We start from the raw sequence: 14,606 nt of genomic DNA, 5'->3' as shown, positions 1-14,606 counted from the left end.
CCGGTATGTTCCGACGTCTTATTGAGGGAGAACGCTGACAGGGTGCGTTCGGACTCGCAACGTGACGAGAATGACACCGAGTTGAGACGGGCCCGGGGCGGGCGGGAGGTGCGTCCGGCCGGCCTCAGTCGGTGTATTCGTCGTGGTAGCGGACCCGCGCGCTGCCCGCGGGCGCGCCGAGGGCCGAGGCGCGGCCCTCCGGCTTCTCCCACTCCTCCTGCCGGCCGAGGGCGGTGAGGTCGAGGAGGTTGGAGGTGAACCCGATGTTGTCGAGGCCGCGGTCGAACGCCGAGTACGTGTGGAAGAGCCGCTCCCCCTCCCGTACGAAGCAGCTGAGCGCGGGGCGTTCCTGGCGGCCGTCGCCGGTCTCGACGGTGGCGCCGAAGTCCTGGTTGAAATCGCTGAGGTTCGAGGAGTACCAGGGCACCGTCCATCCCATCCTGGCCTTGAACGGCAGGATCTTGGTGAAGGGTGCGCGGGAGACCGCCGCGAACGCCGTGCCCCGGGCCCGCAGGTGTGCCAGGTGCCCGATCTGGTCGAGGAACCCGGAGCAGCTGGTACAGCCCGCGTCCCAGTCGGGCGCGAACATGAAGTGGTAGACGACGAGTTGGGGCCGCCCCTCGAAAAGGTCGAGCAGCTCGGCCTTCCCGTCGGCGCCCTCGAAGACGTACGACTTGTCGATCTCCACCATGGGCAGCTCGCGGCGCCGGGTGTTCAGCGCGTCCCGCGCCCGGGTCGCCTCCTTCTCCAGGGCGAGCAGTTCCTCGCGGGCGGCGCGCCACTCCGCGCGCGTGACCGCCTTCGGCAGCCCCATGGTTCCTCCTCGGGTCGGGTCTCTCGGAGGGGTGACCGGGGGCAGCCGCGGAACTCATCGCTTCCCGCGAAGTTTTTCGCGGCGCTTTTCCGGACGGCCCCCTGTCCCCACGGCGGAGCCGCTGGCACTCTGGCGCCCCCGGCCCCGTCCGGGCCGGCCCGAGGACGGAGCCCGTCATGCTCGTCGGCACCTGGAACCTGGAGAACCTCTACCGTCCCGGAGGGCCGTCCGGGCCCCGCGACATGGCCGCGTACGAAGCGAAGCTGGCTTCGCTCGCCGACACGGTGAACCGACTGCGGCCGGCCCTGCTCGGCATCCAGGAGGCCGGCGATCCGGCGGCGCTCGACGACCTGCTGGAGCTGCTCGACGGGCGGTACTTCGCGACGCTGTCCGACTTTCCCGACGAGCGGGGCATCCGGGTCGGCTTCCTCAGCGACAGCCCCGTGCGCGTCGTCGCGGACACGCCCGCGTTCCCCGGCGCCCTGCGTCCGGTGCAGGTCGACGACAGCGGCCGTACGACGGACCGGGCGGGGCGGGGTGTGCTGGCCGTGGAGTTCCCGACGCCGGTGACGTGGCTGACGGCCGCCGTGTGCCACCTCAAGTCGAAGCTGCTGAGCTACCCCGGCGGCCGGTTCGTGCCGCGCGACGAGGGCGAGCGGGCGCGCTGCGCGACGTACGCGCTGCAGCGCCGGGCAGCGGAGGCCGCCACCGTACGCGCCCTCGCCGACACCCTCATCGGCGAGGACGGCCGGCGTCGACGCGTCGCCGTCCTGGGCGACTTCAACGACGAGCCGGGCGCCGCCACCACCCAGATCACGCAGGGCCCGCCCGGCTCCGAGATCGGCACCCCGGGCTTCGGCCACCCGGACAGGGGCGACGCGAAACGCCTGTGGAACGTCGCCCCGCTCATCCCCGAGGAGCAGCGCTTCTCGCGCGTGTACGCGGGCCGCCGCGAGCTGATCGACCACGTCTTCGTCACGCACGAGCTGGTCGGCCGCATCACGCGGGCGGGCACGGGCGTACCGCACGAGACGGTGACAGAGCCGCGGCCGCTGCCGTCGGTCGGGGAGGATCCGGGGACGCGGCGGGACGCGCCGGGGTCCGATCACGCGCCCATGTGGATCGAACTGGGGCGGTGAACAAGCCCGTTCGCTGAGAAGGCACTGTTGTCCGCTGAGCCGTACGCCATCACAATGCTCATGCCAAACATGGCGAACGCCCCACCCGGTGCACCACTCTCAGCACGGGAGAGGAACCCCCCACATGAAGAAGTCTCTCGTCGGCGCGCTCTTCGGCGTCCTGCTCTTCGGCGCGACAGCCGTTCCCGCGGCGGCACTCGACGGCGCGGAGCCGACGGCGGCGCCGAGAGCCCAGGCCGTGGACTTCGCCGGCACGGTCGCGCTCAGCAACTGTTCCGGCTCCGTCGTCCGCGTACCGAACTCCCAGCCCACCGACCCGGCCCTGGTCATGTCCAACGGCCACTGCCTGGAGTCCGGCTTCCCCGGCCCGGGCGAGGTCGTCGTCGACCAGCCCTCCACCCGCACCTTCAGCCTGCTCAACGGCGCCGGCACCAAGGTCGCGACACTGCGCGCGAGCAAGATCGCGTACGGAACGATGACCGACACGGACGTCTCCCTCTACGAACTCACCAGCACCTACCAGAAGATCGAGAGCTCGTACGGCATCAAGGCCCTGGAACTGTCGGCGGCCCACCCGGTCAAGGGCACGGCGATCAGCGTGGTCTCCGGCTACTGGAAGAGGACCTACACCTGCGCGGTCGACGGATTCGCGTACCGCCTGAAGGAGGGCGAGTGGACCTGGAAGGACTCGGTCCGCTACACCTCCGCCTGCCAGACCATCGGCGGCACCTCGGGCTCCCCGGTGCTCGACCGGGCGACCGGCAAGGTCGTCGCGGTCAACAACACCGGTAACGAGGACGGGGCCCGGTGCACGGACAACAATCCGTGCGAGGTGGACGAGAACGGCACGGTGACGGTGCGCAAGGGCATCAACTACGCGCAGGAGACGTACGGGATCGTGCCGTGCGTCGGGACCGGCAACAAGATCGACCTGTCGGCCGCGGGCTGCACCCTGCCCAAGCCGTAGCCGTCCCTGGCGGGGCGCAGGGTGACCTGCGCCCCGCCAGGGGTGTCACGCCGCGAGTTCCGCGAGCAGCACTTCGATCCGCTCGGCATGCCGCGCGGGCACCCGCCCGGTGTCGTCGACCTGCACCGCGCACGCGGTGGTCGCGTCGACCAGGCTCTCCAGGACGACCGTGACCTGCCGCGAGCCGTCCGAATGGCGTGCCAGGACGGGCAGTTCGGCGGCGGCGAGCTCCACGGCGGCCCGCGCCTCCGCCAGCGTCCGGTACGCCTCCCGCCGCAGCGCCCACCGGCCGGCCCGGTCCGTGTCCTCGCTCAGCACATGCCGTACGTACAGGTGGGCGGCCTCGCGCGCGACGGTGAGCCGCACCCGCACCCCGCTCCCCCGGTGCGCGCCGGGCCACGGCAGATGCCCGGCGATGAGCACGATGGCGCAGGCGAGCAGTGTCTCGGTGATCCGGCTCAAGGAGGCGCCCGGTTCCCCGCCGACCATGACCAGGGACAGTACGAGCACGGTGATGACGGCGGTCTGCGCGGCGAAGTGGCGCGTGGCGACGGGTATCAGCGCCCCGCACACGGCCACCAGGGCGATCAGCCCGAGGGGGCGCGGCAGGGCGGCGGCGAGCCCGGCGAACAGCAGCGCCCCGGCGACCGTCCCGGCGGCACGGCACAGCACGCGCGAGGCCAGCGGTCCGAGATCGGGCTTGACGAGGAAGACGGCGGTGGCGGGCAGCCAGTACCAGTGCACGGGCTGCAGTGCCTGGGCGACGGCGGCGCCGGCCCCGAAGGAGAGGCCGACCCGGACCCCGTACTCACGCCCCGCGGGCCCGGCCATCCTGCGTACGACGGCGCGTACGACGGCGGACGGGGAGCCGCGGCGACGGGCCGCCCCGGCCCCTCCGCTCCCCCGGTCGAACACCTCGGCGGCCCGCAGCAGCGCCTCGTCCAGCGCCCGCAGCCCCGCGTCGGAACGGGCCGGCGCGGGCAGCACCCCGACCGGTGCCCCGGACCGCACGGCGGCGGCGAGCCGCAGCGGCCCCTCGGCGGCCCGTCCCGGCACGGGCTCCCCGGCCCAGGCCAGCGCGGTGGCGGCCTCGGCGAGCGGCAGCGCGGCACCGTACTGCGCCCGCAGCCGCCGCATGCCCGACGGACGGCCGCGCAGAGCGTCCTGCGCGTGGTCGAGAGCGGCGGTGAGGGTGACGCGGCGCGCCCGGGCGTCGGGTCCGCCGACGGCGTCGAGCAGCGCGGCGACCGCGTCGTACACCCCGGCGACGGCAGCGCGCTCCCCGTCGTAGAGATAGCCGAGCCCCGGTGAGGGCAGGGCGACGCGCAGCACGATCAGCCACACGGCCCCTGCGGCGAACAGCAGGGCCCGCGCTCCCCCGCCCTCTGGCAACGGCATGCCGGCTCCCACGGCGACCGTCACGAGCAGCTGGGTTCCGGCGGCGGACGCGACGGGCCCGACGGCGCTCAGCGCGCCGCCCATCAGCCCGAGGGCGGCGAAGGCCCCGACGATCACGTACCCGGTCCCGGCGAGCGCGCTGCCGAGGAACATTCCGAGGGCCCCCGCGAGAGCGGGCCCGCCGAGCCGGGTCACGGCGGCCCGCCGAGTGCCGGGCCGGTCGTTGACCCCGGCGAGCATGGCGCCGAGGGCGAGCAGCACTCCGCTGGACGGCCGCCCGGCGAGGACGGCGAGCAGGAGCAGCGGCCCGCCGGCGAGCGCCCCGCGCACGACGGCCGGCCACGGCACGGGGGCGCGCTGGGCGCGCAGGGCGTGGGCGAGCCAGGGCGGAAGGGAGTGCGGGCGGATCATGAGGATGCGCAGGCTCCTGTCGTACGAGGACGCGGTGGCGCCGGACGACATCGGCCAGCTGGTGACTGGTGCCTCCAGCGTAAGGGAGGTTTCTGGAGGGGAGAGAACGGGCGCGTTTCCGCGATGTGACACTTGGCCGTGCACAAGACGCCTGCGCCGCCTGCGACTCCTACGGCCACTACGACGCCTGCAACGCCTGCGATGCCTGCCGAAGAGACGACGGACGGTTGGCCGGACGTGCCGGGCGACACTGCCCTGACGATCCACGTTCCTGAGGCGGACGCATGGGTCCGCACCGGTTCGCGTGCCCACGTCACGGTGGTCTATCCCTTCCTGCCGCTGTCCCGCGTGGACCCGGCGACGGAGGCGGACCTGCGGGCGCTCTTCTCGGCGACGCCGCCCTTCACCTGCGTCTTCTCCGAGCTCCGCCGCTGGCCGGGGGTCCTCTACCTGCGTCCGTCGCCGGCGGACCCGTTCCGCGCCCTGACGAAGGCGCTGCGGGAACGCTGGCCGGAGGCGGTCCCGTACCGGGGCATCTTCGGTGACGAGGGCCTGGACCCGCACCTGACGCTGGCGAGCGGTGCCGGCACGGACGACCTCCCGTCGAGCGCGTTCGAACGCCGCCTCCCGCTCCGTTCGGAGATCCGCTCGGTCCGCCTGATCGTCACGGACGGCCCCGGCACCGGCTGGCGCGACGCCGCGGACTACCCGCTGCTGGGACCCTCCTGACGGGCGGCTCGCACGGCCCGCTCCATCAACTCCCGCGCCCTGTCGACGAGTTCACCGAGCCCGAGCGACGGGTCGGCGAGCAGCTCGTCGACCGCCCGCAACCCGGCCCGAGCCAGCAGCCTCTTCTCGTTGGTCACCCACTCCCCGCGGGCGGCGAGCACGGCGTGCCCCGTCTGCATCGCGGCGACGGCCACGGCGCCCACGACCTCGGTACGCCCGCCGAGCGGCACGTTCCCCGCGCGGGCGTAGTGCAGGGCGAGGTCGGCGCGCCCCCACCACGCCTGCGGCGCGGCCTCGCGCAGGGCGGCGGGATACGCGTCCACCTGCGGGGTCTTTCCACGCAGCACGCGATTGACGGCGAGCTCGGCGACGACGAGGTACGACGGAATCCCGGCGAGATGGAACATCAGGGGTTCCCACCGGAACCGGCCGGCCCCGGCCTCCGCCACCTCGTGCTCCACGACGTCGAGATCCCGGTAGTGCACGTCGACCCGCCGCCCGTCGACGCTCAGCCAGGCCCCGCCGTTGAAAACGCCGCCGCCCCACCCCCCGATCTCGGAGACCTCGCCCTCCCACCCGACGGCGCGCAGCTGCCGAGGCGCGAAGACACCCTCACTCCCCCGGTAATAGACGGCGGTGTCCCAGTCGCTCGCCTCGGTGTGCGTCCCCTGAGCCCGCGAGCCGCCGAGGGTGACGGCACGGGCGCCGGGCAGTTCGGCGAGACGGTCGGCGAGATGGTCGAGGAAGGCGTCGTCCGTGAACTCGGGCATCCCGCCACGCTACCGACACGCCGCCCGGCGTTCTCCTCGTTTTCCCGGCAGCGGTCCGGTGCGGGACCCAGGCCCGTGGCGGCCTCCCACATCGGCGAAGATGGGCACATGACGACGGTGGAACCCCTGGGCGCGGTGCGCGAACGTGTGCTCGCCACGCTGCGGCAGGAGATCATCGGCGGTCGCCTGCGCCCGGGCGACCGCCTGGTCGAGCGGGAGCTCGCCGAGCGCTTCGGGGTCTCTCGGGTTCCGGTGCGCGAGGCGATCCGGGCGCTGCTCTCCGAGGGTTTCGTGACGTTCGAGACCCCGCGCCGGGCCGTGGTGCGCACCCTCACCCGTACCGATGTCACCGAACTCTACGAACTGCGCGAGGCGTTGGAGGTCTACGCGGCCGGCCTCGCCGCCGAGCGCGCGGAACCGGGCGGCCTGGCGGAGCTGGCGGAGCTGCTCGACCGCGCCGCGCTGGCCACCGGTGAGGGCGACGACGAGACGATCGCCGACATCAACAGCCGCTTCCACGACCGGCTCCTGGCCATGGCGGGCAACGGGCTGCTGATCGGCGTGATGCAGCCGGTCGACGGCCGCCTCCGCTGGCTGACCCGGCGCAACGAGGCGTGGTCCCAACAGCTCGACGAGCACCGGCGGTTGTACGACGCCGTGGCCGCCGGCGATCCGGAGCGGGCGCGGGCCGTGGCGCTGGGGCACGTACGCACCAACTACCGTTCCACCGTGCGTCACCTCTTCGGCGACGACGACACCGAGCACTCGTCCACGTAGGAAAGACCCAGGAGCACCGTGCCCACCCTGATAGGCGCCGCCCGCACCCGCCCCTGCACGCTCGTCGTGTGCCGGGGCTGCTGCTGCGGTGACGCCCGCAAGTACCCCGGATACGACCACGACTGGCAGCTGGAGCGGCTGCGTTCCGCGGCGGCCGCGTCCGGCGGCCGGTTCGCGGTGCGGGTCAGCGACTGTCTCGGCCCCTGCGACCAGGCGAACGTGGTCGTGGTGCAGCCGTCGGGGCCGGGGCGGGCCCGGGGCGGCCGTGCGGCCTGGATCGGCTGGTCGATGGGCGACGACGCGACCGACGAGATCCTGGCGTGGGCGCGGGCGGGCGGCCCGGGGCTGGCGCCCGCCCCGGTCTCCCTGGAACTGCAGTTCATCGAGGCGCAGGGCGAGCGCGTGCGGCGCCGGGGGCGCTGAACCGGCCGGCTCACTCCGCCTTGGCGTTGCGCATCCGGCCGTACGCGTACACGCAGCCGGCGAGGGCCAGGTCGGACAGGAGCATGAAGCCGATGGAGTACGAGTCCTTGGCGCTGTAGATCGCGCCCATGACCAGCGGCGGGACGAAGCCGCCGAGGCCGCCCATCGCGCCGACGATGCCGGTCACCGAGCCGACCTGGGGCTGCGGGGTGACCTGCGAGACGAGGGCGAAGACGCTGCCGCTCGCGGTGCCGAGACCGGCCGCCATGACCAGGAAGCAGATCGTGCCCATCGGGTTCAGGGCCGGGTCGAAGGCCTGCAGGATCGCGAAGAGGGCGACGACGGCGAGCGCGCAGGCGGTGACGGTCGCCGGGTGGATCCGGTCGGAGAGCCAGCCCCCGATCGGCCGGAAGATGACGGTGACGAGCGCGAAGCCGGCCGCCTTGGTGCCCGCTTCCGTGGGGCTCAGTTCGTACCAGGTCTTCAGGTAGGTGGGCAGGTAGACGCCGAAGGCGACGATGCCGCCGAAGCCGATCGCGTACAGCGCCGACAGTTCCCAGGTGACACGCAGCTTGCCGGCCGCGCCGAGCCGCTTGCCCAGGGACGTCGTGGGGATCTTGCGGTCCGGGTGATCGGTGATCAGTACGGCCGCGAGGACCGCGTACACGGCGAGCGCGATGGCGACGACGAGGAACGGCAGGTTCTCGCCGTGCTTGGCCATCCGCGGTGTCAGGTAGCCGGACAGGGCGACGCCGCCCATGCCCATGCCGAAGATGCCGAGCGCGAGGCCCCGGTGCGCGGGCGGGAACCAGGAGTTCACCAGCGGGATGCCGATGGCGAACGTGGTGCCGCCGAGGCCGAGCAGGAAGCCCACGGCGAGCATCGCGCCGAAGTTGTGCCGGGCCGGGATCACCAGGAGCACGGGGATGATGGTGAGCGCCGAGATCAGCGGGAACAGCAGCCGGGCTCCGTAGCGGTCGGTGAGCGCGCCGACCGGGATGCGGCCGAGCGACCCCACGAGCACGGGCACCGCCACGAGGAACGACTGGGCGAACGAGCTGAGCTTCAGGTCCGAGCCGAAGACGCCGGCCAGCGGCGCGATCAGGTTCCAGGCCCAGAACGTGAGCGCGAAACCGATCGTGGCCACGACGAGGTTGCGGTAGGCCGCGGCCGGAGGGTGGCCGCTCGTCTGCGGGGCCGGGACCGGCGTGGACGGTGTCGTCGGCGAGGAGGGTGTCGTCACCCTTTCACGCTAGGAAGCCGGGGGCGGCGGTTCCTGATCTGTTGCTCCGTTCGGTGTCGCTCCGGTCGGTGGGGCGCCGGGCGGAGTCACCGCCAGGCCGGCCTCCGTGGCGGCGGTGCGCAGCACGTCGCGCAGCATCTCGGGGGTGAGCCGGCCGGTGAAGGTGTTGCGCTGGCTGACGTGGAAGCAGCCGAACAGCGCGAGACCGTCGAGGTCGACGCGGGTGCCGTGGCCGAAACGCGGGCGCGGACGCGGCACCGGCCGGCCGGCCGCGGCGAACGCGGGCAGCGCCGCCTGCCAGCCGAAACCGCCGAGCACGACGACCGCGCGCAGGGTGGGCCGCAGCAGTTCCAGCTCGCTCACCAGCCAGGGGCGGCAGGTGTCGCGCTCGCCCGGGGTCGGCTTGTTGGCGGGCGGCGCGCAGTGCACCGGCGACGTGATGCGCACGCCGTGCAGGGTCAGACCGTCGTCGACGGAGACCGCGTCCGGGCGGGACGCGAGCCCGACGTCGTACAAGGCCCGGTACAGGACGTCGCCCGAGCGGTCGCCGGTGAACATCCGGCCGGTGCGGTTGCCGCCGTGCGCGGCGGGCGCGAGCCCGACGATCAGCAGGGACGCGTCGGGCGGGCCGAAGCCGGGCACGGGCCTGCCCCAGTACGTCTCGTCGGCGAAGGCCGCGCGCTTGGTGCGCGCGACCTCCTCACGCCAGTCGACGAGCCGGGGACAGGCCCGGCACCGCGTGATCCGCTCGTCGAGTCCGCCGAGTCCGCCGCCGTCGTCCATTCCCCCGACCCTAGAGCCTGGCTTCAAACTCCTCTCGTCGCCCGGAGGGCGGCCCGGCGGCGTTCGGTGGGTGCTCTCGGCGGGCCGGGTGCGGGGCCTCGTACGGGGCGTACTCGGCGTTGCGCCCGGTGCGGCGGGAGCGCGTGCCGGGCGTCGCCGGGCAGCGGGGAGTTTGAAGACAGACCCTACGGCTACGTGAACGCGGCGCCCAGCGCGACGAACGCGCAGATGAGGAGGAACAGCAGGGCGAGCAGCGGCCACACGAACCGCAGGTATTTGTCGTAGCCGACCTTGGCGAGGGCCACGCCGCCGATGGTGACGGCGGTCGTCGGCACCCACAGGTTCATCCAGCCGCTCGCCGCCTGCCACGCGGTGACGACGACGGCCCGTGAGACGCCCGCGAAGTCGGCGAGCGGCGCGAGGATCGGCATGGCGAGGGTGGCGTGCCCGGACGTGGACGGGATGAGGAAGGCCAGCGGCAGGTTCACGACGAAGACGATGATCGCGAAGATCCCGGAGGAGGTGCCCTTCACGACCCCCTCGATGGCGTGCAGCACCGTGTCCGTGATCTTCGAGTTGTTCATGATCACGGTGACGCCGCGGGCCAGCAGGATGACGAGCGCCGGGGAGACGAAGTCGGCGGCGCCCTGGATGATCGTCGAGCTGAGCTTCTGCTCACCCATCCGCCCGACGAGCCCGACCAGTACGGCGGCGCACAGGAACAGCGCCGCCAACTGCGGGAAGGACCAGCCGAGTTCGAAGCCGTACGGCTTCGCGTCGGCCTTGCCCGTCAGCGCGCTCGCCCACGGCACCACCGAGAAGATCATGAAGGCGAAGACGAGCGCCGTGACGACGAGGACGGCCTTGTGGAGCGTGGTCAGTTCGGGGACCTCGGCAGCGTCCGACGCCGCCTTGTCCCGGTCCTTGTCACCCGGCAGGAACCCGGAGAGCGAGCGGTCCGGGTTCTTCCGCACGCGCTGGGCGTAGCGGACGACGTACGCGACCGTGACCGCGGTCAGCACGATCCACATCACGAACCGCAGGGCGATGCCGTCGCCGAGGGAGATGTCCGCGGCGGACGAGGCGACGCCGGTGGCGAACGGGTTGACCGTCGAGCACAGCACGCCGACACCCGCGCCCAGGATGATCGCGCCGACGGCCGTCATCCGGTCGTAGCCGAGCGCGAGCATGAGCGGCACGATCAGCCCGTAGAACCCGAGGGTCTCCTCGGCGAAGCCCTCGACCGTGCCGAGCACCGAGAAGACGACCATGACGCCCGCGATGAGCAGGGCCCCGCGGTCGCGCAGCCGGTGGGCGAGGCGGCCGATGCCGCGGTCTAGGGCGCCGGTCGCGAAGACGACGGTGATGAAGGCGCCGATGGCGAGCACGAAGAGGAAGACACCCGCGCTGCCGTACAGATCACCGGAGTTGTCCGGCCCGACCAGGGACGTCTTGAGGTCCTGGATGCCGTAGAGGCCGTTGACCGGTGCCAGGAACAGGTCGTTGAGCCGGTCCAGGAACGACTGGCCGGAGTCGACGCGGTGGTACGTGCCTTCGAGCGGGGCGCCGTCGCCGTTGCGGTCGTACTGTCCCGAGGGGATGAGGAAGGCCAGCAGCCAGACCGCGACGGTGACGACGGCGAGGACGGTCAGGGCGCTGGGGAAGGTGAACTTCTTCTTCGCCGGGGGCTGTTCCCGCTCCGGAACCCGCGTCTGCGTACTCATGACGTGGCCCCGCCCTCGAAGTCGGCGGCGTACTCGCGGACGAACGCGCACATGGCGACGACGGTGGCCCGCAGTTCGGAGAAGAGGACGCGTTCGTTCGGGGCGTGCAGGTTGCACATGCTGTCCTGGGCGCCGAAGAGGAGGACCTCGGCGTCCGGCGCGGCCTGGGCGAGGCCGTTGACCAGGGGGATGGAGCCGCCGGTCGCGACGTACGAGGCCTCGGTGCCCCAGGCTTCCTTGAGCGCGGTGCGGGCGGCGCGGTAGGCGGGGCCGTCGGTCGCCGCTTCGTAGCCGGGTCCTGTGTCGCCGGGCGTGACGGTCAGCGGGATGCCGAACGGCTTGAGGGCGGCGAGGTGGTCGACGAGCAGGGTCCGGGCCTCGCGGGGGTCCTGGAGCGGGTGGAAGCGCAGGTTGAGTTTGGCGCGGGCGTAGGGGACGACGGCCGCCGCGGCGTGCTCGACGCTCGGGGCGTCGAGTCCGACGACGGTGATGGCGGGGCCGCTCCACAGGCGCTCGCCGAGGGTGCCGCTGCCCATCAGCGGGCGGCCGTCCTCGACTCCGGCGAGGTCACGGAACTCGTCCTCGGTGTAGCTCGTGCCGGTCCACTCGTCGCGGCGCAGTCCCTCCACGGCGACGTCGCCGTGCACGTCGTGCAGGGTGGACAGGGCCTTGAGGAGGACGAGCAGCGCGTCCGGGGCGGCGCCGCCGAACTCGCCGCTGTGGCGCGGCTCCCGCAGCGTACGGACCTCGACGACGACCTCGGCCGCACCGCGCAGACCGGTGGTGAGGGTCGGGGTGCCGGGCCGCAGATTCCCCAGATCGGCGATGACCATGGCATCGCAGGCGAACCGCCCGGGGTCGCTGGGCGGATAGTCGTCGAAGGGGCTGCCGTACTCCTCCTGCCCCTCGAAGACGATCTTGACGCCGACGGGCGGACGGCCTCCGAAGACGCGGAGCATGCCCAGGTGCGCGATGACGTTCGACTTGTCGTCGGCGACCCCGCGGGCCCGCAGCCCGCTCTCGCCGCCCTCTTCCACGGGCGTCGGCTCGAACGGCGGCGACCGCCACAGGCTCTCGTCGCCCGCGGGCTGCACGTCGTAGTGGGAGTAGAGCAGGACGGTCGGGGCGTCCGGGGCCGGCGGCGGGATCTCGGCGAAGATCACGGGCGCCGTGTCGGGCAGGTCGATGCGCTCGACGCGCTCCACGCCCGCCTCGTGCAGCAGCTCTACGAGCAGGTCGTGGGCCTGGCGCACCGGCTCGTCCGGGAATCCGGGAAAGGCGACCGACGGGATCGCGGCGAGCCGCACCAGATCGGACCGCAGTCCGTCCATCAGCCGGTCGACCTCGGCCTGGAGGTCGACCTCGCCCTGGAGATCGTTACGGTCGTGCCGGTTCCGCCGGCCCTGCCGTTCCTGTTCCTGCCGGGCGTTGTCCGGGTCCATCGCGGCCATGACGGGGGCGCCTCACTGTCGACTACATGCGGTTTGCCCGGATTATCCGGGCTGGGTGGAGGCGTCCCGCCCAGGGCTCGCCGACGGAGCCGGTGACGGCATCAGGCGGGCACTAAAGTCGGAGCATGGCATCGGAGACATCAGGGACGTCGAGCACCCCGGACCCGGTGGACGCCGCGCGGGCGGCGGCTCCGGGCGGCGGCGAGAGCGTGCGGGTCGACAGCTGGATCTGGGCCGTACGCCTGGTCAAGACGCGCTCGGCGGGCGCGGCGGCCTGCAAGGGCGGCCACGTCAAGGTCAACGGGACGAGCGCGAAGCCCGCGCACGCGCTGCGCGTCGGCGACGAGGTGCGGCTGCGCCAGCCCGGCGTGCGCGAGCGCCTGGTCGTGGTGAAGCGCCTGATCCGCAAGCGGGTCGGGGCGCCGGTCGCGGCCGAGACGTACATCGACAACTCCCCGCCGCCCCCGCCGCGCGAGGTGATCGCCCCGGTCGGCGTCCGCGACCGCGGCACGGGCCGCCCGACCAAGCGCGACCGCCGGGAACTGGAGCGGCTGCGCGGCGTGTTCGGCCAGGGCCCGGGGCAGGACCCCGAAGCGGAATCCGGGCAGCACTGAACCGAGGTCCGCTCCACGTGGACCTCGGTCGGCGAGGGGCTCTCGGTCGGCCGGGCCCCGGGCTCAGGAACCCCGCACGGTCAGGCGCCGCGCCGCAGCAGCAGGGCCGCCAGCTCCCGGTTGCGTCCCCGGTGCGCCCACGCCAGGGCGGCGAGCGGGACGATCAGGATCAGCGGCGTCGCCGCGTTCTCCCCGTCGAAGGCGACGATCTGCGTGACGCAGGCGCCGACCATGAGCGCACCGAGCCCGATCGGCGCCGGCCCGGAGAGCACCGGCACCAACAGGCCGATGGCTCCCGCGAGTTCGAGCGCTCCGATCGCGTACATGCCCACAGCGCCCCACCCGAGCGAGTCGAACGCCTCGACCGCGGCGGGGGCGGCGAAGAGCTTGGGCAGACCGCTCGCGATCCCGAAGAACGCGGCGAGCACGATCGCGGTCGTGCGCAGTGCGATCCGGGCACGCCGGGAGCGGGCGGGGGCGGCGGCGCGGGAAGCGGCGGGAGTGGAGGCGGCGGCGAGGTTCGTCATGACGGTCTCCTGTGCGGTGGTGAGAGCCTGTACCGGCCCGGAGGCGGGCGGTCGGTCGCTGTCACCCACTAGGACCGGCGCCGCCGCCCGAACTCATCGCACCCCGCCGAAGCCCGTCAGCCGGCGCTCACGCCGGTACGGCCCGCACCCAGCCGCGGTTCTCCGTCAGATACCGGTCGACCTTCAAACCGGCCTCCACAAGCGCCTGTTCGAACTCCGGGATCCCCATCGGACGGATCCGGTACGTCTGGGTCCACACGGCGTCCGGGAACACGTACTCCACCGTCACCGAGCGCACCCCGTCGTCGCCGACCGGCACCGAGGACAGCTTGCGGATGACGGCCCCGCCCGGGAGGACGTGCTCCCGCGGCAGGTTCTCGTGCACGCCGTCACCCTCGCGCTGGATCACCACGCAGCCGTCGTCGGCGACATGGCGCCGGCACGTGTCGAGCATGCCGCGCCGCACCGCCGCGTCCCCGGTGTTGACCAGGATCGAGCCGAGCATCACCACGTCGAACCGCTCCCCGAGGTCGAGGCCCTCGATGGTGGAGCGCACGGTGCGCGCGCCCCGCACCCGCTCCAGCATCTCCGGCGACTCGTCCACCGCCGTCACCGTGAAGCCGCGCTCCACCAGCGGATGCGTCACCCGGCCCACCCCGCTGCCGAGTTCGAGCAGGGTCGCGCCCGCGGGCACGGCGCCCGCGACGATCTCCGGCTCGCCCTCGACAGGCAGTCTCGAGTACAGCTCCACGGCGCAGCCGTCGGGCGTGATCGCGCCCGGCCCCGTCCCCTCGTACCCCGTACGCATCTCAAGGCTCATGCACAGGGAACGAACA

General features: G+C 73.1%; 15 protein-coding genes. 6 read left to right on the top strand and 9 right to left on the bottom strand.

Annotated elements, in window-relative coordinates; genetic code table 11:
* Nucleotides 1-124: 124 nt before the first annotated feature.
* On the bottom strand, nt 125-814 hold the full coding sequence (locus tag AB0J02_RS14890) for a DUF899 domain-containing protein (protein WP_363194044.1): 690 nt from the start codon (nt 812-814) through the stop codon (nt 125-127).
* A gap of 176 nt (nt 815-990) precedes the next feature.
* Here AB0J02_RS14890 and AB0J02_RS14885 point away from each other — a divergent pair, with 176 nt between their 5' ends.
* Nucleotides 991-1,953, top strand: a complete 963-nt coding sequence (locus AB0J02_RS14885) for an endonuclease/exonuclease/phosphatase family protein (RefSeq protein ID WP_363194043.1) — start codon at nt 991-993, stop codon at nt 1,951-1,953.
* 124 nt (nt 1,954-2,077) lie between these two features.
* Nucleotides 2,078-2,920, top strand: coding sequence for a serine protease (locus AB0J02_RS14880; RefSeq protein ID WP_363194042.1), 843 nt, complete (start codon nt 2,078-2,080; stop codon nt 2,918-2,920).
* A 45-nt stretch (nt 2,921-2,965) separates the two neighbouring features.
* On the opposite strand, the gene AB0J02_RS14875 is transcribed toward AB0J02_RS14880, so the two are convergent.
* Complete coding sequence (locus AB0J02_RS14875) at nt 2,966-4,729, bottom strand: FUSC family protein (RefSeq protein ID WP_363194252.1); 1,764 nt, start codon at nt 4,727-4,729, stop codon at nt 2,966-2,968.
* Nucleotides 4,730-4,930: 201 nt separating this feature from the next.
* Here AB0J02_RS14875 and AB0J02_RS14870 point away from each other — a divergent pair, with 201 nt between their 5' ends.
* Nucleotides 4,931-5,458 carry a 2'-5' RNA ligase family protein gene (locus tag AB0J02_RS14870; protein WP_363194041.1) on the top strand — a complete coding sequence of 176 codons (528 nt, stop codon included), beginning with the start codon at nt 4,931-4,933 and terminating at the stop codon, nt 5,456-5,458.
* Here AB0J02_RS14870 and AB0J02_RS14865 read toward each other — a convergent pair.
* Nucleotides 5,434-6,228, bottom strand: a complete 795-nt coding sequence (locus tag AB0J02_RS14865) for a nucleotidyltransferase domain-containing protein (RefSeq protein ID WP_363194040.1) — start codon at nt 6,226-6,228, stop codon at nt 5,434-5,436. The genes AB0J02_RS14870 and AB0J02_RS14865 overlap by 25 nt on opposite strands.
* Before the next feature lie 108 nt (nt 6,229-6,336).
* On the opposite strand from AB0J02_RS14865, the gene AB0J02_RS14860 reads away from it, so the two are divergent.
* Nucleotides 6,337-7,005: a GntR family transcriptional regulator gene (locus tag AB0J02_RS14860; RefSeq protein WP_363194039.1), complete on the top strand. Its 669-nt coding sequence runs from the start codon at nt 6,337-6,339 to the stop codon at nt 7,003-7,005.
* Between the two features lie 18 nt (nt 7,006-7,023).
* Entirely contained in the window at nt 7,024-7,428 is a 405-nt protein-coding gene (locus AB0J02_RS14855; protein ID WP_363194038.1) for a (2Fe-2S) ferredoxin domain-containing protein, read from the top strand.
* Nucleotides 7,429-7,438: 10 nt separating this feature from the next.
* Here AB0J02_RS14855 and AB0J02_RS14850 read toward each other — a convergent pair whose 3' ends face one another.
* The 4 genes from AB0J02_RS14850 to AB0J02_RS14835 form a co-directional block, all read right to left on the bottom strand.
* Entirely contained in the window at nt 7,439-8,575 is a 1,137-nt protein-coding gene (locus AB0J02_RS14850) for an MFS transporter (RefSeq protein ID WP_363194251.1), read from the bottom strand.
* A 105-nt stretch (nt 8,576-8,680) separates the two neighbouring features.
* The gene (locus AB0J02_RS14845; protein WP_363194037.1) at nt 8,681-9,454 is read right to left on the bottom strand and encodes a uracil-DNA glycosylase; all 774 of its coding nucleotides are present in this window, start codon (nt 9,452-9,454) and stop codon (nt 8,681-8,683) included.
* 191 nt (nt 9,455-9,645) lie between these two features.
* Complete coding sequence (locus AB0J02_RS14840) at nt 9,646-11,178, bottom strand: YfcC family protein (RefSeq protein WP_363194036.1); 1,533 nt, start codon at nt 11,176-11,178, stop codon at nt 9,646-9,648.
* The gene (locus tag AB0J02_RS14835) at nt 11,175-12,629 is read right to left on the bottom strand and encodes a M20/M25/M40 family metallo-hydrolase (RefSeq protein ID WP_363194035.1); all 1,455 of its coding nucleotides are present in this window, start codon (nt 12,627-12,629) and stop codon (nt 11,175-11,177) included. The genes AB0J02_RS14840 and AB0J02_RS14835 overlap by 4 nt, the downstream gene beginning before the upstream one ends.
* Before the next feature lie 125 nt (nt 12,630-12,754).
* Between AB0J02_RS14835 and AB0J02_RS14830 the strand changes: the two genes are divergently transcribed.
* Nucleotides 12,755-13,243, top strand: a complete 489-nt coding sequence (locus AB0J02_RS14830) for an RNA-binding S4 domain-containing protein (protein ID WP_363194034.1) — start codon at nt 12,755-12,757, stop codon at nt 13,241-13,243.
* Nucleotides 13,244-13,323: 80 nt separating this feature from the next.
* On the opposite strand, the gene AB0J02_RS14825 is transcribed toward AB0J02_RS14830, so the two are convergent.
* Nucleotides 13,324-13,770 (bottom strand): DoxX family protein, encoded by a 447-nt coding sequence (locus AB0J02_RS14825; RefSeq protein ID WP_363194033.1) that lies wholly within the window; start codon nt 13,768-13,770, stop codon nt 13,324-13,326.
* A gap of 127 nt (nt 13,771-13,897) precedes the next feature.
* On the bottom strand, nt 13,898-14,590 hold the full coding sequence (locus AB0J02_RS14820) for a class I SAM-dependent methyltransferase (protein WP_363194032.1): 693 nt from the start codon (nt 14,588-14,590) through the stop codon (nt 13,898-13,900).
* Nucleotides 14,591-14,606 lie beyond the last annotated feature (16 nt).

The sequence above is a fragment of the Streptomyces sp. NPDC050264 genome (assembly GCF_040655895.1).
Lineage (GTDB): Bacteria > Actinomycetota > Actinomycetes > Streptomycetales > Streptomycetaceae > Streptomyces.
This window is presented reverse-complemented; position numbering and strand designations above follow the sequence as displayed.